We start from the raw sequence: 18,923 nt of genomic DNA, 5'->3' as shown, positions 1-18,923 counted from the left end.
CGCCATGGCGGACATCGGGGACGCAGCGGACGGCGAGACGGTGCACATCGAGGACGGGGGCGCCCGCCCACTGGTGGTCCTGGTCGGACCGCCCGGGTCGGGCAAGACGACGGTGGGCCTGGTGCTCGCCCGGGCGCACGGGGTCGGCTTCCGTGACACCGACGCCGACGTCGAGGAGCGCGCCGGCAAGTCGATCCCGGACATCTTCGTCGACGAGGGCGAGGCGCACTTTCGCACGCTCGAACACGAGGCGGTCGCCGCGGCGCTCGCCGGCCACGCCGGAGTGCTCGCGCTCGGCGGCGGCGCGATCCTGGACGACGCCACCCGCGTGTTGCTGAAGGGGCATCGGGTGGTCTTCCTGGAGGTCGACCTCGCGGACGCGGTCAAGCGGGTGGGCCTGGACGCGCCGCGCCCGCTCCTGGTGGGCAATCCCAGGGCCCGCTGGCGCGAGTTGATGCAGCAGCGCCGACCGCTGTACACCGAGGTCGCAGCCCTCACGGTGAACACCGCGGGACGCACCCCCGAGGACGTGGCCGCCGAGATCCGGGTCGGCCTGGGCCTCGTCGAGCAGACCGCCCCCGACCCGGCTCGATCCGGGCGCACCGAGCCCGAGAAAGACGTGAATCCATGAGCGGCAACCACTCCGAGCCCGTGCGGATCCGCGTCGGCGGCACCGCGGAGCCGTACGACGTGCTCGTCGGCACCGGCCTGCTCGGCGAACTCGCGGGCCTGATCGGCACGTCCGCCCGCCGGGTGGCGATCCTGCATCCCGAGGCGCTGACCGCCACCGGCGAGGCGGTCCGCGAGGATCTCGCCGCGCAGGGCTACGAGGCGATCGCGATCCAGGTGCCCAACGCCGAGGAGGCCAAGGACGTCGCGGTCGCGGCGTACTGCTGGTCGGTGCTGGGCCAGACCGGCTTCACCCGCTCCGACGTGATCGTCGGCATCGGCGGCGGCGCCACCACCGACCTCGCGGGTTTCGTCGCGGCCACGTGGCTGCGCGGCGTGCGCTGGATCGCGATGCCCACCACGCTGCTGGGCATGGTCGACGCGGCCGTCGGCGGCAAGACCGGGATCAACACCGCCGAGGGCAAGAACCTGGTCGGCGCGTTCCACCCGCCGGCCGGCGTGCTCGCCGACCTGGCCACGCTGGAATCGCTGCCCCGCAACGACTACGTCAGCGGCCTGGCCGAGGTGATCAAGGCCGGCTTCATCGCCGACCCGGTGATCCTGGACCTGATCGAGGCCGACCCCCAGGCGGCGCGCGACCCGCAGGGCAGGGGCACCGCCGAATTGATCACCCGCGCCATCCAGGTCAAGGCCGACGTCGTCTCCGGTGACCTCAAGGAGGCCGGCCGGCGGGAGATCCTCAACTACGGCCACACCTTGGCGCACGCGATCGAGAAGGCCGAGCGCTACAAGTGGCGGCACGGCGCCGCGGTCAGCGTCGGCATGGTCTACGCGGCCGAGTTGGGCCGAATCGCCGGTCGCCTCGACGACGCGACCGCCGACCGGCACCGCACCGTGCTCGCCTCGGTCGGCCTGCCGCTGACCTACCGCGGCGACGCGTGGCCCAAGCTGCTGGAGACCATGCGGGTGGACAAGAAGTCGCGCGGCGACATGCTGCGCTTCATCGTCCTGGACGGCCTGGCCAAGCCGGTCGTCCTGGAGGCCCCCGACCCGACCTTCCTGGTCGCCGCCTACGCCGAGGTGTCCGCGTGAGCGCGCGCCGGGTGCTCGTGCTCAACGGCCCCAACCTCGGCCGGCTGGGCAGCCGCGAACCCGACGTCTACGGCGCCACCTCCTACCAGGGTCTGGTCGCCGAGTGCGAGCGGCTCGGCGCCGAACTCGGCTTCGAGGTCGAGGTTCGCGAGACCAACGACGAGGGCGAGATCATCCGCTGGATGCACGAGGCCGCCGACGGCCGCATCCCGGTGGTGATGAACCCCGGCGCCTTCACGCACTACTCGTACGGTCTGCGCGACGCGGTCGCCCAGCGCACCGCGCCGTTCATCGAGGTGCACATCTCCAACCCGTACGCGCGCGAGAGCTTCCGGCACACCAGCGTGGTGGCCGCGGTCGCCAGCGGCACCGTCGCCGGCTTCGGCATCGGCTCGTACCGGCTCGCGCTGCGTGCGCTGGCCGAGGAGATCGACGGCTGACCGGGCGGCTCGCGGGTCACCCACGTGGGCGACCTGCGAGCCGTCCCGCCCACCCGAGAGCCGCCCAGCCGCGAGCCGCCCGGCCCACGAGCGAGCCGCCCCGCTCACCCCAACAACCGCCCGATCGCCGTGGCCACCTCCCGATGCGCCAGATACGCGCCGATGTCGTGCGCACGATCATGCGGATTGGCCACCGTGCACTCCGCGCCCAGCCCGCTCCAGTCGTCGGCCAGCGGACACCCGATGGCAACCGGATCGCTCGGACACCACGCGTTGAACCACGGCCCCGCGATCGGCGGCAACTGCGCCCCGCCGCCCCGCAGCCGCGAGTACACGGTGTCCATGCCCAGCGGACTGCCCACCGTGATCAACCCGGCCACCGGCAACTGCGGCCCCAGCCGGGTCAGCAGATCCATCGCCACCACCGTGCCCAGACTGTGCGCGACCAGCACCAGCGGACCGGACCCGGGCAGCCCCGCCGACACCTGATCGAGCACCGCCGCACGCGTGTCGTCCCGATCCAGGTAGGCCGCGACGTCGCGAAACGCGGCCCGGATCACCAGTCGGTCCACCCCGGTGTGCGCGGCGATCCAGCCCAGCGGCTCGTGCACCGTGCCCACCACGTGGTCCCAGATGCTCTCGGTCACCGCGACCTGCCCCGCAGCGGGCATCCCGGCCCGCCGCGCGGCCTCGTCGAGCAACTGCTCGTACAGCCCCTGCGCGGACGCGGACAGCGGCGCCTCGATCGGCAGCGCCGACTCCATCACCTCGACGAGCCGGTCGCCGTAGAACGGGAACCACACATCCTCGGGATCCACCGTCGGCAGCCCCGCCATGGTCAGCCCGCTGTTCAGCCCCGCCGCCCAAGTGCGCCGCAACTGCGCCGGATCGTGCCCCTGCTGACTGCGCCCGTGCACGAAGACCAGCCGCACCCGACCGCCGAACGCATCCGCCCGCCCGGCCACCCCGGTCACCGCGACCGCCTCGACGCCGGAGGCGGCCTCCACCGGCGCGCGCGGCGCGGGCACACCGGTGCGCACCGTCGGTGTCGAACCCAGACCCGACCCGGCACCCAGTTGCGCGAGCAGCGCCCGCTGCGCGTCGTTCGTGGTCAGCGCGCCCAGCCGGGCCAGGATCACGCTGATCCGCACCCCTTCGTTGGCGATCCACTTGATCTGCGCCAACCCCTGCTCGGGCTGCCACGGCAGGCCCTGCACGTTCAGCACCGTACCGTCGGCGTCGTGTGCGGGCACACCGCTGTGGTGCAGCCCGACCGCCTCCCACTGGTCGTTGAACACCGGCGAGCCGGAGTTGCCCGGTTCGGTGTCGGTCTCGTACTGGAGGAAGTCGTCGAAGCGCTGGGTGAACCGGTTCTCCCGGATGGCGATCTCCTTGAGCCGCCCGTCCGGGTGGCCGATCACGTTCACCGGATCGCCCACCACCAGCTTGCCCTCGGCCGCGATCAGCCGGATGTGCCCGAAGATCTGCCCCGGCGGTCGGCCATCGCCGCCCGGTCGCATCGCCACCAGGGTGAAGTCGAGGTCCTCGTCGGTCAGGAACAGCGCGTCCGGGTCGGGGGCGAAGCGGGTGGTGTGCACCGGCAGGTCGTTGTCGATGCCCATCTCGGCACCGAACTCGGCGAACGCGCCGCCCGCGGTCGCCGCATCCGGGAAGACGTGATGGTTGGTCAACAACAGGCTCGGCGCGACCAGGAAGCCGGTCGCCTGCGGCTGCACCGGCCCGCCCGTGGAGTACCAGATCCGGGCGACGCACGCGGCGGCCCGCAGCCCGCGCGCGAGGAAGTTCAGGCTCTGGAGGTCGTTGGTGGCTCCTATGATCCGCTCGGCCAACCGGGGGCCACTCTCCTCGGGCGAGGTGGCCAGCAACACCTGCCCGGGCACCTCGTTCTGCTCGACCAACCGGGCTGCGCGCAGCTGCAGCCGATCGTCCTCGTCCGGGAAGCGCCTGCCCTCGGCGCGCCGCCGATCGATCTCGCCACGAGCCGCCTCGGATGCCAGGTATCGCCCGGCAGCGGCCCTGATCTGGCGGACCAACAGCTCGTTCACCGGCGCGGAGCGAGTTGCGTCATTACCGCTGATTTCCACTGAAGTACACCCCCTCGCAGGCAGCGTAGGGCCGAATATCGCTCGTTGTCCGGACATCACCCGATTGCCCTGCTCTGAGCCCGAAAGAGGCAACGCGAAACCCGAAGGATGCAGTGCAGAGCCCGAACGATGCAGTCCGAAGCCCGAACGATGCAGTGCGCCGAGTCACGCCGGGCTCGCCCCACCTCGCGGCACTACGCTGGATTCATGCCCGAGGCCCATGCTCAACGCCGTGATCGGCTGCGTTCCCGCCTGGCCGGTGCCGGTGCGGATGTCGCCCTGATCACCAATCGCGTCAATGTGCGCTACCTGACCGGCTTCACCGGTTCGAACGCGGCGCTGCTGGTGTACACCCCGGGAGCGGCCGGCGAGGGGTCCACCGACTCGGGCGCGGTGTTGTGCACGGACGCAAGGTATGCGCACCAGGCGAGCGAGGAGTCGCCGGGCGTGGAGTTGCTCGTCGAGCGGGCCTGCGCGCAGGCGCTGACCCGCCGCGCCGCCGCGGCCGGGGCGGTCCGGCTCGCGATCGAGGAGCAGCACGTCACGGTCGAGCTGTACCGCGCCCTGGGCGCCGTGCTGGCCGAGGAGAGCGCCGCCGCCACGCTGGTCGGGCTCGGCCGGGTGGTCGAGGATCTGCGCCGGATCAAGGACCCGGCGGAGATCGCCGCGCTGCGGATCGCCTGCGAGATCGGCGATCGCGCGCTCGGCGAGATGATCGAGTCGATCCTGGTCGGGCGCACCGAGCGGCACATCGCGATGGAGCTGGAGCGGCGGATGGCCGACCACGGCGCCGACGCGGTGGCCTTCCCGACCATCGTGGCCACCGGGCCGAATTCGGCGATCCCGCACCACGATCCGGGCGACCGCCGGGTCGAGGACGGCGATTTCCTGAAGATCGATTTCGGTGCGCGCTATCGCGGCTACCACGCCGACATGACCCGCACCTTCGTGATCGGCACCGAGCCGGCCGGCTGGCAGCAGGAGATCTACGGCGTGGTCTTCGCCGCCCAGAAGGCGGGCCGCGAGGCACTCGCGCCGGGCGTCGAGGCGGTGGCGGTGGATCGAGCCGCGCGCGAGGTGATCGAGCAGGCCGGCTACCTGGAATTCTTCAAACACGGCCTCGGTCACGGCGTCGGGCTCGAGATCCACGAGGACCCGCATCTGGGTCCGACGGCGACCGGTAAGCTGGACGCTTGCATGCCGGTCACCGTCGAACCGGGGATCTATCTCCCGGGCCGAGGCGGTGTCCGCATCGAGGACACCCTTGTGGTTCGTCCGCTCGAAGACGGCGGGCCCGAGCTACTCACCATCACGACCAAGGAGTTGCTCGTCCTGTAGCGGGCGGTATCGATACCAGTCCCGTCCGACGCGCGATCATCCGGTCCCGGAAGCACGCAGGAGACACCACACTCGTGGCCACGACCAACGACCTGAAGAACGGCATGGTGCTCAAGCTCGACAACGGCCAGCTCTGGTCCGTCGTCGAGTTCCAGCACGTCAAGCCCGGCAAGGGCGGCGCGTTCGTTCGTACGAAGCTCAAGCATGTCCTCTCCGGCAAGGTCGTGGACAAGACCTTCAACGCCGGCACCAAGGTCGAGACGGCCACCGTGGACAAGCGCGGCATGCAGTTCTCGTACAAGGACGGCACCGACTTCGTGTTCATGGACACGGACACGTACGAGCAGCTGCCGATCTCGCCCGAGACCGTCGGCGACGCCGCCAACTACCTCCTCGAAGGCTTCGAGGCGACCGTCGCGATCTACGAGGGCTCCGCGCTCTACGTCGAGCTGCCGGCCTCCGTCGAACTGCTCATCGAGTACACCGAGCCGGGTGTCCAGGGCGACCGGTCCACCGGTGGCACCAAGCCTGCGAAGCTGGAGACCGGCTTCGAGATCGCGGTTCCGCTCTTCATCACGACGGGCGAGAAGGTCAAGGTCGACACCCGTTCCGGTGACTACCTGGGCCGCGTGAACAGCTAGTGGCCGGTGCCCGTAGCAAGACCCGGAAGCGCGCCTTGCAGATCCTGTTCGAAGCCGACCAGCGCGGCGTCGACCCGGTGACCATCCTCGCGGACTGGGTCGGCCGTTTCCAGGCCGACAAGGCGGAGCCGCAGGTCGCCGACTACACGATGCAACTGGTCGAGGGCGTCCAGGAGCACCGCAAGCGGATCGACGACCTGATCGGCACCTACGCCGTGGGGTGGACGCTCGACCGCATGCCCGGCGTGGACCGCAACGTGCTGCGCCTGGGCATCTACGAGCTGCTCTGGGAGAGCGACGTCCCCGACGTCGTGGCCATCGACGAAGCCGTCGAACTCGCCAAGGAATACTCCACGGACGAGTCGCCGGCCTTCGTGAACGGCCTGCTCGCGCGGATAAAGGAACTCAAGCCGACGCTGCTGCGTTAGCCGCGCCCGCCCGCTTCCGGGACTGCATCGAGCCGCCTGCCCCGTCACGGGGGAGGCGGCTCGTCGGCTTTGCCGGGTCGGGCGGGGTCGCGACGATCGGGTCGTGATCGAATGCCGATAATGAAGATCATGAGATCCGAGCGCAAGGGCTCCCGGCTGCGGGAGATCGGGGACGAGCCCGACTACCGCTTCACGCTCGCCAACGAGCGGACCTTCCTGGCCTGGATACGTACCGCCCTGTCGTTGCTCGCGGGCGGCGTCGCGGTGGTCCAGCTGGTGCCGGACCTGGCTCCGCACGCGCAGCGGCTCGTGCTCGGCCTGGCCCTGGTCGGCTTGGCACTGACCCTGTCGGCCACCGCGTACCGGCGCTGGTATCAGGTCGAGCGGGCGATGCGGCTCGGGCGCGCGCTGCCGTTCTCCGCGCTGCCGCTGGTGCTCTCGGCGGGCCTGGTGATCGTGATCGTGGTGAGCGTCGTGCTCATGCTCGCGTCCTGATGTCGCGATCGGCGCTGCTGCCGGGCGCACCGCTGGATCCGGGACTGCAACCGGAACGCACCAGGATGGCGTGGTCGCGCACCGCACTCGCGTTCGTCGCCAACGGTGCCCTGCTGGTGCGCGCGGGGCACGTGCCGGACCGCTGGTGGTACATGGTTCCCGGGTGCGTGGTGATGGCGGCCGGGTGCGTGGTGTACGGGGTGGGGCTGCTGCGGCATCGGCAGGTCTACCGCGCGGTGCGGGCAGGCACCCCCGCGGCGGGCGATCGGGCGATCCGGGCGACGCTGCTCACCTCGGTCGTGGCGTGCGTGCTCGCGGCAGCGGTTCTGCTGGGCCGGCCCTGAGCGGACCCTTGTCCGGGCTCGGGCCGTTGGCCAGAATGCGCGACATGACGACCGACGATCTCGGCACCCGAGGATTCGCCCAAGGCACCGATCGGTACGAGCGGGCGCGACCGTCCTATTCCCCCGAGGTGGTGGAGCATCTGTGCGCCGGCGCGGGCATCGGGCCGGGCGCTCGGGTGCTCGACCTGGCGGCCGGTACCGGCAAGTTGACCAGGCTGCTGGTCGAGCGCGGGGCGAGCGTGACCGCGGTCGAACCGTCGGCGGCGATGCGCGAGACCTTCGCCCGGGTGGTCGAGGGCGTGCCGGTGTACGCGGGCACCGCGGAGCGCATCCCGGCTCCGGCCGGGGCGTACGACGTGGTCACCGTGGCCCAGGCGTTCCACTGGTTCGACCCGGAGCAGGCGCTGCGCGAGATCGCCCGGGTACTGCGGCCGGGCGGCGCGTTGGCGATGGTGTGGAACGAGTTGGACGAGAGCGAGGAGTTCATCGCCCGTCTGCACCGAGTGGCCGAGTGGCCCTTCCACGCACTCCACGACTATCGCGCCGAGCTGGACGGCAGCGACCGGTTCGAGCCGGCCGAGCGCACCCTGTTCCACTGGCGAGACGAGCTGACGCGCGATCAGGTGGTGGAGAGGTGCTCGACGTTCAGCTACGTGGCAGCCGGGTTGGCGGCCGAGCCGAAGGCCCGATTCCTGTCCCGGATACGCGAGTTCCTCGGCGAGTACGCGGAGCCGATCGAACTGGCCTACATCACCGACACCTACATCGCCCGCCGCCGAGACTTCGAGCCGCCACTGTGACCCGGCGAGCGCTCGAACCCACCGCCCGGCGGGGATCGAAGACAGGCCCCGGTCAGTTCTCCCGCCACCACCACGCCTGGCTCAGGTTGTCGGGCAGTTCGCCGGATGCGCCGAGTTGGCGCATGCCCGCGCGTAGACCTTCCTTGAGCACCTCGACACCGTCGTCGCCGACCGCCTTCGTCCATGCGCCCTGGATCCCGGACAGCTCGGCCCAAATCACGCGCAGGCACTCGCGCCCGCGCTCGGTGAGGGTGATCCGGCGCGCCCGGCGGTCGGCGGGATCGGGCTTGCGTTCGACGTAGCCGTGGCGCGCGAGGTGCGAGACCACCTCGCCGGCCGACTGCTTGGTCATGCCGAGCCGGCGCCCCAGCTCGGTTGCGGTGGTGCCGCCCTCGCCGACCAGGGTCAGCGCGAAGCCGTGGGTGGGCCGGATCTCGTCGAAGCCCGCGGCCGTCATGCGGTCGGAGAACAGTTGACTGATCCCGCGCACGGCGCCGACCAGCAACGTCACCAGTTCGGACTCGGAGGAGGTGTCTTGCTGCACGAGGTAAGAATACCTGTCTAATTTGCCGGGCAAACCGGAACGCCGTCCCCGATGTGGATCGGGAACGGCGCGACGGTCTTGCCCACGACCACGGCCTACGGATGATGCTCCGCGTCGATCATGCCCTACACGTGCACGGCGACCGCGCCCTCCCGCTTCTCACCCTGCCGGACGAACAGTGCGAGGACGATCCCGATCGCCATCGTGATGGCGGCGATGGTGAAGGCGAGCTGCATGCCGTCCAGGAAGGTGACGTCCGACGCGTGTCGGACGGCGTCCATGGTCCGCTCGTTCATGGTGGCCGGGTCCACCGGCGGGAACCCCTGCGCGACCGACCCCTCGATCGCCTCGCGCTGCCCGTGCGGCAACTCGTCGTAGGTGCCTGCCTCGGCCGGCCACCGATCCGGCAGCACCGAGGAGACCTTGGCCGCCACCACCGCGCCGAGCACCGCGGTGCCCAGGGCGCCGCCGACCTGCATCGCGGCCTGCTGGATACCGGACGCGACGCCGGACAACTCCAGCGAGGCGTTGCCGACGATGATGTCCGTCGCGCCGACCATGATCGGGCTGAGCCCGAACCCGAGCAGCACGAACGGCAGCATGGTGGCGCCGAAGCTCGCGTCCTCGCCGAGGCGGGCCAGCAGTGCCATCGCGGTCGCCGACAGCGCCAGGCCGGCGATGATCGGGATGCGCGGGCCGAGCTTGGTGATCGCGAAGCCGCCGATCGGCGAGCCGATCATCATCACCACGGACATCGGCAACATCCGCACACCGGTCTCCGTCGGGCTGAGCCCGTTGACGCCCTGGAGGTAGAAGGTGATGAAGAACATCGCGCCGAACATCGCGAAGGCCATGAAGATCATCAGCACGATGCCGATCGAGAACGACCGGTTGCGGAACATCACCATCGGCATCAGCGGTTCGGGCGCCCTGGTCTGCCACAGCGCGAACAGCGCGAGCAGGATCAGCGCGGCGGCCATGAAGCTCAGCGTGTAGGCGCTGCCCCAGCCCTTCTCGCCGCTCTTGATCACACCCCACACCAGGCAGAACATCGCCACCGAGAGCAGCACGACGCCGAGGTAGTCGATCCGGTTGCTCGCGCCGGCCACCCGGCTGTTGGCGAGGGCCCAGATGCCGACGACCAGCGTCAGCACGCCGATCGGCACGTTGATGTAGAACACCGACTGCCAACTGACGTGCTCGACCAGCAGGCCGCCGACGATCGGTCCGGCCGCGGTCGCGGTGGAGATCGCCGCGCCCCAGATCCCGATCGCCATGTTGAGCTTGTCGCCCGGGAAGCTGTTGCGCAGCAGGCCGAGCGCCGTGGGCTGAAGCAGTGCGCCGAACACGCCCTGAAGCACCCGGAAGGCGATCAGCATCGTCACCGACTGGGAGAAGGCGATGATCAGCGACGTGGCCGCGAAGCCGGCCGCGCCGATCAGGAAGATCGTCTTGTGGCCGTAGCGGTCGCCGAGCTTGCCCGCCGGGATCAGACACACCGCGAGCGCGAGCAGGTAGCCATTGGTGACCCATTGCAGGTCGGCGAGCGAGGCGTCCAGGTCCTTGGAGATGGCCGGGTTCGCGATGCCGACCACGGTGCCGTCCAGGGCCACCATCATCACGCCGAAGGCGACCGCCAGCAGGGTGAGCCAGGGGTGCCCCTGCATGCCCTTGCGCACGGGGTTTTTCGAGGGGGCCGGCGGGAGTGCGTCCGATGTCGCCGCCGTCGAAGTCTGACTCATGCGTCCCCTACATCCATCCGTGTTCCACCGCCGAACCGAGCCATCGAACGATATGGCACACGGTGCCATATAGCCAAATCACTCAAGTTGCACGCAGTGGCAAGTGTCATACTGTGCAGAGACGAACGAGAGGATCACCCAACGTGCGGGACACGGCCGGCACCGCGACGGGTTTGCGGGAGCGCAAGAAGGAACGCACGCGCGAGGCATTGGTGGACGCCGCGCAGGAGTTGTTCCTGCGCAAGGGGTACGACGCCACCACGATCGACGAGATCGTGGCCGCCGTGGAGGTGTCCAGGCGTACCTTCTTCCGCTACTTCGCGGGCAAGGAGGAGGTGGCGTTGGCCCGGGCGATGGAGTTCGAGGCGCTGTTCCTGGACGCGCTCACGACCCGCCCGGCGGACGAGGCGCCGCTGACCGCCCTGCGCCGCGCGGGCACCGAGGTGTTCAGCCGGTTCGCAGGCGAGGAACGCGACGGCGCGGGCCAGGAGTTCCTGCACATGCGGCGGCTGATCGAGGACACCCCGGTCCTGCTGGCCGCGTCGCTGCGCAACATGATCGAGTCGGAACGACGGATGGCCGAGGAGATCGCCCGGCGCGAGGGCCTGACCCCCGGCGCCGATCGGCGGCCGGCGCTGTTGGTGACCCTGTACCACTCGGTGATGCGGGTGGCGATGGACGAGTGGACCGAGGGCGAGGCGCTGGAGGTCGCGGGCCTGGCCCGGCTCATCGACGACGCGTGGGACGACATGGGCGTCCTGCTCACCGGCCGCTGGACGGCGGGCGAGATCCCGCGCTCGTGAGCGCCGCCGCGCCCCCGCCCAGATGAGCGCTGCCGCGATCCCACGCGCATCGACGGTGTCACGGCCCCGCACACATCGGCGGCGACCCGGGCGCGTGCCCGACGGGAGCAGGCCCGGCTGGGCCGCGAACGGACGCCGACATACCGACGGGGCGGACCGGTGATCCGGTCCGCCCCGTCGGCGCGTGTGGTGCGCGGAGTCACTTCACCCGCTTGACCAGCAGCGCGAGCAACGCACCCAGCAGGGATATGGCGGCGGCGAAGGCGAACAGCCCCTCGTAGCCGAAGTCCAGGTCGTCGACCAGGAACGGGGCCAGGAACGGCGCGGCGATCTGCGGGCCGGCGTTGGCGATGTTGATCAGGCCCATGTCCTTGCCGACGTCCTGCGGACGTGGAAGCACCTGGGTGATCAGTGCCATGTCGACGGCCATGTACATGCCGAAGAACAGGCCGTTGGCGATCTGGAAGGCGATCATGCCGTCCTCGGTGGCCCACACCAGCGGGATCATCAGGGACAGCGCGGCGCCGGCGCCCGCGCCGATCACGAACGGCTTGACCCGGCCGACCCGGTCCACGATCGGGCCGATCACGATCGCCGCGACGATGGTCACCACGGCGTTGATCACGGTGAGGGTGCCCAGCTTGGACAGCACCTCGTTCATCGGGATCTTGATGTACATCAGCAGGATGAAGAAGTTGAACTGCAGGACCACCATGTAGCCGAGCATCACGCCCAGGCGCGAGACCAGGGCGATGAAGAAGTCCGCGTGCTCGCGCGGGGACACCCAAAAGCCCTTGACGAACGAGACGAACGCGAACTTCTCGCGCGGCATGTCCTTGGTGGACCTGTCCGGGCTGACGATCACGAAGATCACCGCGGCCGCCACCAGGATCGCGGCGATCAGGTAGAACCCCTTGGCCCCACCGTCCGCCGGATCGGCGAACCTGTGATCGAAGCCGCCGATGGTGGTGTCGATCCCGATCATGCTCAGGTCGACGCCGGCCAGCAGCAACGAGGCCACGATCGTGCCCACCGGGATGCCCAGGCCGATCAGCGCGGAGAACCTGCCGTACTTGCCCGCGGGCACCCGGTCGGGCATGACCGCGGTCACCGCGGCCTGGTAGCCGTTCATGATGAACTGGATGACACCCCAGGTCAGACCCACGACCGCGATCGAGTTCGCGTTGGCCTGGAAGCACAGGGCGGCGGCGCCGACGAGCGCGCAGAACAGGATGAACGGCGAGCGCCGGCCGAACCGGGACCGGGTGATGTCGGACAGCTTGCCGAACAGCGGGTTGCCGATCGTGGCGAACAGGGCGCCCCAGAAGATCGGCCACTTGAGCGCTTCCTGGTCGGGAACGCCCTTGATGTGGATGACCTGCGTCGGGAGCAGGTAGACCCCCACGCCCAGCCACAGCATGTACAGCGCGATGTTGGCGATGGGCAGCGTCGCGTAGAGCGGACCGAGCCTGTATCCGGTGGGCTCGGCGCCGGTGTCGGATCCCGGCGCCGGTGACGAGGAGGAGCCGGGCGCCTCTGTGGTGGTCGAACTCATGTGGACCGTCCGATGGAGGGGATCCGATTCCGTCCCTGCACGGAGGACTCGAATCTGCTGACGAGGTGTTGGGTTGGGAGCCTAGGTGACACGAATAAGCAGGGGAATGGGTCCACAACGTGAAATCAGTGCGACAAGATAACGATTTGATTGTTCAAGGCTTGAAGGAAGCGCAATTCGAACCGAATCGTCACCGTGAGTGATCTTGTAACGACCGACACTCGTCGGTAGCGCATTGGAGCGATTACGGCCAAGGTTGTGCCCGCTAACCAAGCGGTATCGGATCGCTCGTCCCAGTGATCCGGTGGACATCGGTTGCGCGCGGGCCGGCCCCGCGTGCGGGTGCGGTAGGGGGTGTCGTCGAGATGACGAGCACGAAGTCGGTCACTTGCCGCCCGGGGGGTCACGGATGAGCGCGCCGGAGGCGGGGGCCAAACCCCCCACCAGTTCCGACGTCGCCCGGCTCGCCGGCGTATCCAGATCCACCGTGAGCTACGTGCTCAACTCGCCGCCCGGGGTCCGGGTCAGCGCGCAGACCCGGGAGCGGGTCATGCTCGCGGTGCGCGAACTGGGCTACGCGCCCAGCGCGCCCGCCCGTTCGCTGCGCTCGGGCAACAGTGACGTGGTGCTCTTCCCGCTGCCGCTGCAGCCGATGGGCCAACTCCTGGAAGCGTTCATCGACGAGCTGACCGAGGCCCTGAACCGGCACGAGTTGAGCCTGCTCATCCACGCCGACCGCACCTCGCGCGGGGCCGACGCGGCCCGGCAGTGGGCCGCGTTGCGACCACTCGCGGTGATGGCCGAGTCCAACCGGCTCACCGGGGGCGCGGTCGACGTGCTCAAGCGGGCCGGCGTCCGGGCGATCTTCGCGTGGGGCCGCGAGGAGCACCCCGACGTGCCCACCGCGATCTTCGACAACCGGGACACCGGCCGGGTCGCGGTACGTCATCTGATCGACCGCGGCCACCGCCGGTTGGCCTGCCTGGTCCCGTCCGGGCCGCTGGCCTTCCTCGGCGAGGAGCGCTGGGCGGGCGCGCAGGCCGCGGCCGAGGACGCGGGTGTCTCGCTGCGCCGGGTGGACGTGGGCTATGTACGCGAGGACGTGCTCGCCATCGTGCGCCGGTGGCAGCGCGAGAGCGAGCCGCCGACCGCGGTGTTCGCCGGCAACGACGACTTCGCCCTGATGATCATCTCGGCGCTGCGCGAATGCGGCTGGTCGGTACCGGAGGACATGGCCGTGGTCGGCGCCGACGACCTGCCGTTCTGCGATCTGGTCTGGCCGCGGCTGACCAGCGTCTCGATGCACACCCGGACGATGGGCTCGGGCGCCTCGGACGCGATCACCACGCTGATCCGCGGCCGTGACTACCGACCGGGTGGTCGAATGGTCGTGCACCCGCGCGTGGTGGTCCGCGAATCCGGTTGAGGGCCGATGATCGTACAAAAAGTGAAGGGTCCCGAAGCCGGTCGGCCTCGGGACCCTTCGACGTTTCCGCGCGTAGCGGTCACGCTCCGTGCACTACTGCATCACGCGTTGTTCTGGTTCTCCACGGCCCGACGCGCCTCCGGGTTGAGCACGCCCCACCCGATCAGCTGCTCGGTCAGCACGCTCGGCGACTGGTCGTAGATCACGGCCAGGGTGCGCAGGTCGTCCTGACGGATCGACAGCACCTTGCCGTTGTAGTCGCCGCGCTGGCTCTGGATGGTGGCCGCATAGCGCTGCAGCGGACCGGCCTGGTCGGACGGAACGGTCTGCAGCCGCTCCAGGTCCAGGACCAGTCGCGGCGGCGGCTCGGCGGCGCCGTTCGGGGTGCCGCCGGGCAGCAGCTCCTGCACCGGGACGCCGTAGAAGTCGGCGAGCTCGGCCAGGCGCTGCACGGTTACCGCACGGTCGCCGCGTTCGTAAGAACCGACGACGACGGCCTTCCAGCGGCCCTGGGACTTCTCCTCGACGCCGTGCAGGGACAGGCCCTGCTGGGTCCGGATCGCGCGGAGCTTCGCCCCGAGCTGCTTGGCGTAGTCGCTGGACATCTCGCTCCCAAAACAGGTGACTGACCGTGAAGGTCCACCGGTGGTTGGCCGAACCGATGGGGTGGCTACCTCCGGGCCGGCTTTCTGTACCTCGACTCTCCCCGAAGCTGCGAGGTTCGGCACGTCGCGACTGTCGCGTTTGGCCCGGTGGTGACTCATTGTGAGGTTACGCAGAGTAATTTGCGTCCGTCAAGCCGAACGGCCTACAAAGCCGGATTCGCGCAGGTGAGAGGCACCTTTACTCCGCTTTCGCCCGACTCGATCCCTCGGTCCGGGCGGCCGAAAGGCTGATGATGTTGGCTGATACTGTGAGGGACGTACCCCGACGTCCTTTAAAGCCCGTCCTGTGAGACGGGGAAGGAGGTCTGTTTTCCATGACAGCACCTGGCTCCACCGGCGGCACGTCGGCCGCCCGTCCCAAGGACCTCGACCCGGCCACCGCCCGTACGGTCCTGGACCCCTCGGACATCAACCGGGCCCTGACCCGGATCGCGCACGAGATCGTCGAACGCGCCAAGGGCGCCGACGACGTCGTGCTCCTGGGCATCCCGACCCGAGGCGTGGCCCTGGCCCGCCGGCTCGGCGAACGTCTCGCCTCGATCGAGGACGGCGCCAAGGTCCCGGTCGGCGCGCTGGACATCACCATGTACCGCGACGACCTGCGGCTGGGCCCGGCCCGCGCGCTGGAGCGCACCGAGATCCCGGCCGAGGGCATCGACGGCAAGCTCGTCGTCCTGGTCGACGACGTGCTCTTCTCCGGCCGCACCATCCGCGCCGCACTGGACGCCCTGAACGACATCGGCCGCCCGCGCGCGGTCCAGCTGGCCGTCCTGGTCGACCGCGGCCATCGCGAACTCCCGATTCGCGCCGACTACGTGGGCAAGAACCTGCCGACGTCGCTGCGCGAGACCGTCAAGGTCCATCTCGCCGAGTACGACGGCCGCGACGCGGTCCTGCTCGGCACCCGCGCGGCCGACCCCGCCGCGGCCCCCACCGACGCGGAGAAGTAGCCAGTGAAGCGCCACCTGATCTCGGCCGCGGACCTCACCCGCGACGACGCCATCCTGATCCTCGACACCGCCGAAGAACTCGCGCACATCGCCGAGCGGCCGATCAAGAAGCTGCCGACGCTGCGCGGCCGCACCGTGGTCAACCTGTTCTTCGAGGACTCCACCCGCACCCGGATCTCGTTCGAGGCCGCCGCCAAGCGGCTGTCCGCGGACGTGATCAACTTCTCCGCCAAGGGCTCCTCGGTCTCCAAGGGCGAATCGCTCAAGGACACCGCGCTGACCCTGCAGGCGATGGGCGCAGACGCGGTGGTCATCCGCCACCACGCCTCCGGCGCGCCGCACCGCCTGGCCGGCTCCGGCTGGCTGCGCGGCTCGGTGGTCAACGCCGGCGACGGCACCCACGAGCACCCCACCCAGGCGCTGCTCGACGCGTTCACCATGCGGCGCAGGCTGGCCGGTGGGCGCGGCGATCTCGAAGGCCGCCGGATCACCCTTGTGGGTGACGTCTTGCACAGCCGGGTGGCCCGCTCCAACGTGCTCCTGCTGGCCACCCTGGGCGCCGAGGTCACCCTGGTCGCGCCGCCCACGCTGCTCCCGATCGGCGTGGAGAGCTGGCCCTGCACGGTCTCCTACGACCTGGACGCGCCGCTGCCCAAGAGCGACGCGGTGATGATGCTGCGCGTGCAGCGCGAGCGGATGAACGCCGCGTTCTTCCCCACCGAGCGCGAGTACTCGCGCCGCTACGGCCTGGACCTGCGCCGGATGGCGATGCTCCCCGAGCACGCCATCGTGATGCACCCCGGCCCGATGAACCGAGGCATGGAGATCGCCGCCGAGGTCGCCGACTCGACCCGCTCGACCATCGTCGAGCAGGTCACCAACGGCGTCAGCGTGCGGATGGCGGTCCTGTACCTGCTCCTGGGCGGCAACGAACCGGCCCTGAGCGCCCCGAGCACGTCCGGCACGTCCGGCACCCCGAGCATCCCGAGCACCGGCACCGAGGAGAGCACCAAGTGAGCACGTACCTGATCAAGGACGCCAAGGTCCTCGGGGGCGACGCGTCCGACGTGCTCATCCGCGACGGTGTGATCGCCGAGATCGGCACCGGCCTGACCGCCGACGGCGCCACCGTGATCGAGGCCGCCGGGCAGATCCTGCTGCCGGGCCTGGTCGACCTGCACACCCACCTGCGCGAGCCCGGCCGCGAGGACGCCGAGACGGTCGCCACCGGCGCGAACGCGGCGGCGCTGGGCGGCTTCACCGCCGTGCACGCGATGGCCAACACCGACCCGGTCGCGGACACCGCCGGCACCGTCGAGCAGGTCTGGCGGCTCGGCCAGGAGACCGGCCGCTGCGACGTGCACCCGGTCGGCGCGGTCACCGTGGGCCTGGCGGGCAAGCGACTGGCCGAACTGGGCGCGATGGCCGACTCGGCCGCGCGCGTGCGGGTGTTCTCCGACGACGGCAAGTGTGTCGACGACGCGGTGATCATGCGCCGGGCGCTGGAGTACGTGAAGGCCTTCGACGGCGTCGTCGCCCAGCACGCGCAGGAGCCCCGGCTGACCGAGGGCGCCCAGATGAACGAGGGCACCGTCTCCGGCGAGCTGGGCCTGCGCGGCTGGCCCGCGGTCGCCGAGGAGTCGATCATCGCCCGCGACGTGCTGCTCACCGCGCACGTCGGCTCGCGCCTGCACGTGTGCCACGTCTCCACCGCCGGTTCGGTGGAGATCCTGCGCTGGGCCAAGTCCAAGGGCTGGAACGTCACCGCCGAGGTGACCCCGCACCACCTCCTGCTCACCGACGAACTCGTGCGCAGCTACGACCCGGTCTACAAGGTCAACCCGCCGCTGCGCACCGCCGCCGACGTCACCGCGCTGCGCGAGGCGCTCGCCGACGGCACCATCGACGCGGTCGCCACCGACCACGCCCCGCACCCCAGCGAGGACAAGGACTGCGAGTGGGCGGTCGCCGCGATGGGCATGCTCGGCCTGGAGACGGCCCTGTCGATCGTGCAGGAGACCATGGTCGACACCGGCCTGCTCGACTGGGCCGGCGTCGCCGACCGGATGTCCGTGCGCCCCGCCGCGATCGGGCGGCTGGAGGGGCACGGCCGCCCGGTCGAGGTCGGCGAGCCCGCCAACCTGGTGCTGGTCGACCCGACCCCACGGCGTACGGTCGAACCGTCCGAACTCGCCTCGCGCAGCCGTAACACCCCCTACGCCGGACTCGAACTCCCCGGCAAGGTGGTCGCCACGTTCCTGCGCGGCGTACCCACGGTGATCGACGGGAAGCTCGCGTGACTCCAGGCACGGCCCACCACGACCTGCTGCTGCTCGCCACCACCGAACAGAAGTCGGCGGAGGTGACGAACTGGAGCGGTCGCATCCTCTGGATCGGCATCTGCCTCGTCTTCGTGCTCGGTGTCTACCTGCTGATGTGGCGCGCCTGGAAGAAGCGAGGCGAGCGCCAGGCGGCGCTGCCCGCACTGCCCACCGCCCCCGAGTCCGCCGCCGCGCCGCTGCTGCCGCCATTGGTCGGGCGCTACTTCGGCAGCACCACCGCCGGCGACTGGCTGGACCGGGTGGTCGCGCACGGCCTGGGCACCCGCAGCCCGGTCGAGCTGACCCTGCGCCCGGACGGCCTGGTGGTCGAGCGCCCCGCCGCGACCGACTTCTTCGTGCCCGCCGCGGCGCTGACCGGCGTGCGGCACGAGAAGGGCATCGCCGGGAAGGTGCTGCCCGAGGGCGGCCTGCTGGTGATCACCTGGACGCACGGCGACACCTCGCTCGACTCCGGCTTCCGCAGCGACCACCCGGACGACCACGACGCGTGGATCGAGACCATCACCCGGCTGATCGCCGGGGAACTGCCGGCGACCGCCGGCACGGCTACAAGGAACCACCAGGAAGGATCGGTCACGTGACC

20 protein-coding genes are annotated in these 18,923 nt (G+C 70.3%); 15 read left to right on the top strand and 5 right to left on the bottom strand.

Translation table 11 applies throughout. From position 1 onward, the window contains the following. Positions 1–4: 4 nt before the first annotated feature. The 3 genes from ACZOOI_RS03330 to aroQ are packed head-to-tail and all read left to right on the top strand — an operon-like array spanning position 5 to position 2,162. A complete protein-coding gene (locus tag ACZOOI_RS03330; protein ID WP_465279320.1) occupies positions 5–631 on the top strand; it encodes a shikimate kinase in 627 nt (208 codons plus the stop codon). Then, on the top strand, positions 628–1,722 hold the full coding sequence (gene aroB / locus ACZOOI_RS03325) for a 3-dehydroquinate synthase (RefSeq protein ID WP_465279319.1): 1,095 nt from the start codon (positions 628–630) through the stop codon (positions 1,720–1,722). The genes ACZOOI_RS03330 and aroB overlap by 4 nt, the downstream gene beginning before the upstream one ends. Next, a complete protein-coding gene (aroQ, locus tag ACZOOI_RS03320; RefSeq protein WP_391587539.1) occupies positions 1,719–2,162 on the top strand; it encodes a type II 3-dehydroquinate dehydratase in 444 nt (147 codons plus the stop codon). Before aroB ends, aroQ begins: the two co-directional genes overlap by 4 nt. A 104-nt stretch (positions 2,163–2,266) precedes the next feature. On the opposite strand, the gene ACZOOI_RS03315 is transcribed toward aroQ, so the two are convergent. Continuing rightward, entirely contained in the window at positions 2,267–4,228 is a 1,962-nt protein-coding gene (locus ACZOOI_RS03315) for a trypsin-like peptidase domain-containing protein (RefSeq protein ID WP_465279318.1), read from the bottom strand. A gap of 246 nt (positions 4,229–4,474) precedes the next feature. Between ACZOOI_RS03315 and ACZOOI_RS03310 the strand changes: the two genes are divergently transcribed. The 6 genes from ACZOOI_RS03310 to ACZOOI_RS03285 all read left to right on the top strand — a co-directional run bounded on the left by ACZOOI_RS03310 (position 4,475) and on the right by ACZOOI_RS03285 (position 8,313). Beyond that, the gene (locus tag ACZOOI_RS03310; protein WP_465279317.1) at positions 4,475–5,605 is read left to right on the top strand and encodes an aminopeptidase P family protein; all 1,131 of its coding nucleotides are present in this window, start codon (positions 4,475–4,477) and stop codon (positions 5,603–5,605) included. A gap of 74 nt (positions 5,606–5,679) precedes the next feature. Then, positions 5,680–6,246: an elongation factor P gene (gene efp, locus ACZOOI_RS03305; RefSeq protein ID WP_020551770.1), complete on the top strand. Its 567-nt coding sequence runs from the start codon at positions 5,680–5,682 to the stop codon at positions 6,244–6,246. Continuing rightward, a complete protein-coding gene (gene nusB, locus ACZOOI_RS03300) occupies positions 6,246–6,674 on the top strand; it encodes a transcription antitermination factor NusB (RefSeq protein ID WP_355535936.1) in 429 nt (142 codons plus the stop codon). The genes efp and nusB overlap by 1 nt, the downstream gene beginning before the upstream one ends. A gap of 120 nt (positions 6,675–6,794) precedes the next feature. Then, positions 6,795–7,169 carry a YidH family protein gene (locus tag ACZOOI_RS03295; RefSeq protein WP_465279316.1) on the top strand — a complete coding sequence of 125 codons (375 nt, stop codon included), beginning with the start codon at positions 6,795–6,797 and terminating at the stop codon, positions 7,167–7,169. Further along, positions 7,169–7,513, top strand: a complete 345-nt coding sequence (locus tag ACZOOI_RS03290; RefSeq protein WP_465279315.1) for a DUF202 domain-containing protein — start codon at positions 7,169–7,171, stop codon at positions 7,511–7,513. Before ACZOOI_RS03295 ends, ACZOOI_RS03290 begins: the two co-directional genes overlap by 1 nt. Before the next feature lie 44 nt (positions 7,514–7,557). Next, the gene (locus ACZOOI_RS03285; protein WP_465279314.1) at positions 7,558–8,313 is read left to right on the top strand and encodes a class I SAM-dependent methyltransferase; all 756 of its coding nucleotides are present in this window, start codon (positions 7,558–7,560) and stop codon (positions 8,311–8,313) included. A 52-nt stretch (positions 8,314–8,365) separates the two neighbouring features. Here ACZOOI_RS03285 and ACZOOI_RS03280 read toward each other — a convergent pair whose 3' ends face one another. Continuing rightward, positions 8,366–8,857 carry a MarR family winged helix-turn-helix transcriptional regulator gene (locus ACZOOI_RS03280; protein WP_355535948.1) on the bottom strand — a complete coding sequence of 164 codons (492 nt, stop codon included), beginning with the start codon at positions 8,855–8,857 and terminating at the stop codon, positions 8,366–8,368. 125 nt (positions 8,858–8,982) lie between these two features. Then, positions 8,983–10,524 (bottom strand): MFS transporter, encoded by a 1,542-nt coding sequence (locus tag ACZOOI_RS03275; RefSeq protein WP_465281104.1) that lies wholly within the window; start codon positions 10,522–10,524, stop codon positions 8,983–8,985. Positions 10,525–10,742: 218 nt separating this feature from the next. On the opposite strand from ACZOOI_RS03275, the gene ACZOOI_RS03270 reads away from it, so the two are divergent. Next, entirely contained in the window at positions 10,743–11,402 is a 660-nt protein-coding gene (locus tag ACZOOI_RS03270; RefSeq protein WP_465279313.1) for a TetR family transcriptional regulator, read from the top strand. Positions 11,403–11,601: 199 nt separating this feature from the next. Here the strand turns inward: ACZOOI_RS03270 and ACZOOI_RS03265 are convergent, their stop codons facing one another. Beyond that, positions 11,602–12,957 (bottom strand): MFS transporter, encoded by a 1,356-nt coding sequence (locus ACZOOI_RS03265; RefSeq protein WP_465279312.1) that lies wholly within the window; start codon positions 12,955–12,957, stop codon positions 11,602–11,604. A gap of 409 nt (positions 12,958–13,366) precedes the next feature. On the opposite strand from ACZOOI_RS03265, the gene ACZOOI_RS03260 reads away from it, so the two are divergent. Beyond that, the gene (locus ACZOOI_RS03260) at positions 13,367–14,383 is read left to right on the top strand and encodes a LacI family DNA-binding transcriptional regulator (protein ID WP_465279311.1); all 1,017 of its coding nucleotides are present in this window, start codon (positions 13,367–13,369) and stop codon (positions 14,381–14,383) included. Between the two features lie 101 nt (positions 14,384–14,484). On the opposite strand, the gene bldD is transcribed toward ACZOOI_RS03260, so the two are convergent. Beyond that, positions 14,485–14,988, bottom strand: coding sequence for a transcriptional regulator BldD (gene bldD / locus ACZOOI_RS03255; RefSeq protein WP_355535963.1), 504 nt, complete (start codon positions 14,986–14,988; stop codon positions 14,485–14,487). Between the two features lie 374 nt (positions 14,989–15,362). Here bldD and pyrR point away from each other — a divergent pair, with 374 nt between their 5' ends. The 4 genes from pyrR to ACZOOI_RS03235 are packed head-to-tail and all read left to right on the top strand — an operon-like array spanning position 15,363 to position 18,921. Next, positions 15,363–15,998, top strand: a complete 636-nt coding sequence (pyrR, locus tag ACZOOI_RS03250; RefSeq protein ID WP_391587530.1) for a bifunctional pyr operon transcriptional regulator/uracil phosphoribosyltransferase PyrR — start codon at positions 15,363–15,365, stop codon at positions 15,996–15,998. A 3-nt stretch (positions 15,999–16,001) separates the two neighbouring features. Continuing rightward, the gene (locus ACZOOI_RS03245) at positions 16,002–17,015 is read left to right on the top strand and encodes an aspartate carbamoyltransferase catalytic subunit (RefSeq protein ID WP_465279310.1); all 1,014 of its coding nucleotides are present in this window, start codon (positions 16,002–16,004) and stop codon (positions 17,013–17,015) included. After that, a complete protein-coding gene (locus ACZOOI_RS03240) occupies positions 17,012–18,298 on the top strand; it encodes a dihydroorotase (RefSeq protein WP_396008581.1) in 1,287 nt (428 codons plus the stop codon). The genes ACZOOI_RS03245 and ACZOOI_RS03240 overlap by 4 nt, the downstream gene beginning before the upstream one ends. Beyond that, entirely contained in the window at positions 18,295–18,921 is a 627-nt protein-coding gene (locus ACZOOI_RS03235) for a PH-like domain-containing protein (protein WP_465279309.1), read from the top strand. Before ACZOOI_RS03240 ends, ACZOOI_RS03235 begins: the two co-directional genes overlap by 4 nt. The last annotated feature ends 2 nt before the right edge of the window (positions 18,922–18,923 follow it).

This window comes from Embleya sp. L77 (genome assembly GCF_055557415.1).
Note: the sequence above shows the minus strand (reverse complement) of the source record. Positions and strands in the feature narration are given on the sequence as shown.

Bases quoted from the DNA above. Each gene is read 5' to 3' on its own strand.
- ACZOOI_RS03330 (WP_465279320.1), top strand. From the start codon at position 5: ATGGCGGACATCGGGGACGCAGCGGACGGCGAGACGGTGCACATCGAG.
- ACZOOI_RS03265 (WP_465279312.1), bottom strand. From the start codon at position 12,957: ATGAGTTCGACCACCACAGAGGCGCCCGGCTCCTCCTCGTCACCGGCG.
- ACZOOI_RS03295 (WP_465279316.1), top strand. From the start codon at position 6,795: ATGAAGATCATGAGATCCGAGCGCAAGGGCTCCCGGCTGCGGGAGATC.
- ACZOOI_RS03290 (WP_465279315.1), top strand. From the start codon at position 7,169: ATGTCGCGATCGGCGCTGCTGCCGGGCGCACCGCTGGATCCGGGACTG.
- ACZOOI_RS03260 (WP_465279311.1), top strand. From the start codon at position 13,367: ATGAGCGCGCCGGAGGCGGGGGCCAAACCCCCCACCAGTTCCGACGTC.
- ACZOOI_RS03310 (WP_465279317.1), top strand. From the start codon at position 4,475: ATGCCCGAGGCCCATGCTCAACGCCGTGATCGGCTGCGTTCCCGCCTG.
- pyrR (WP_391587530.1), top strand. From the start codon at position 15,363: ATGACAGCACCTGGCTCCACCGGCGGCACGTCGGCCGCCCGTCCCAAG.
- ACZOOI_RS03275 (WP_465281104.1), bottom strand. From the start codon at position 10,524: ATGCAGGGGCACCCCTGGCTCACCCTGCTGGCGGTCGCCTTCGGCGTG.
- ACZOOI_RS03285 (WP_465279314.1), top strand. From the start codon at position 7,558: ATGACGACCGACGATCTCGGCACCCGAGGATTCGCCCAAGGCACCGAT.
- aroB (WP_465279319.1), top strand. From the start codon at position 628: ATGAGCGGCAACCACTCCGAGCCCGTGCGGATCCGCGTCGGCGGCACC.
- bldD (WP_355535963.1), bottom strand. From the start codon at position 14,988: ATGTCCAGCGACTACGCCAAGCAGCTCGGGGCGAAGCTCCGCGCGATC.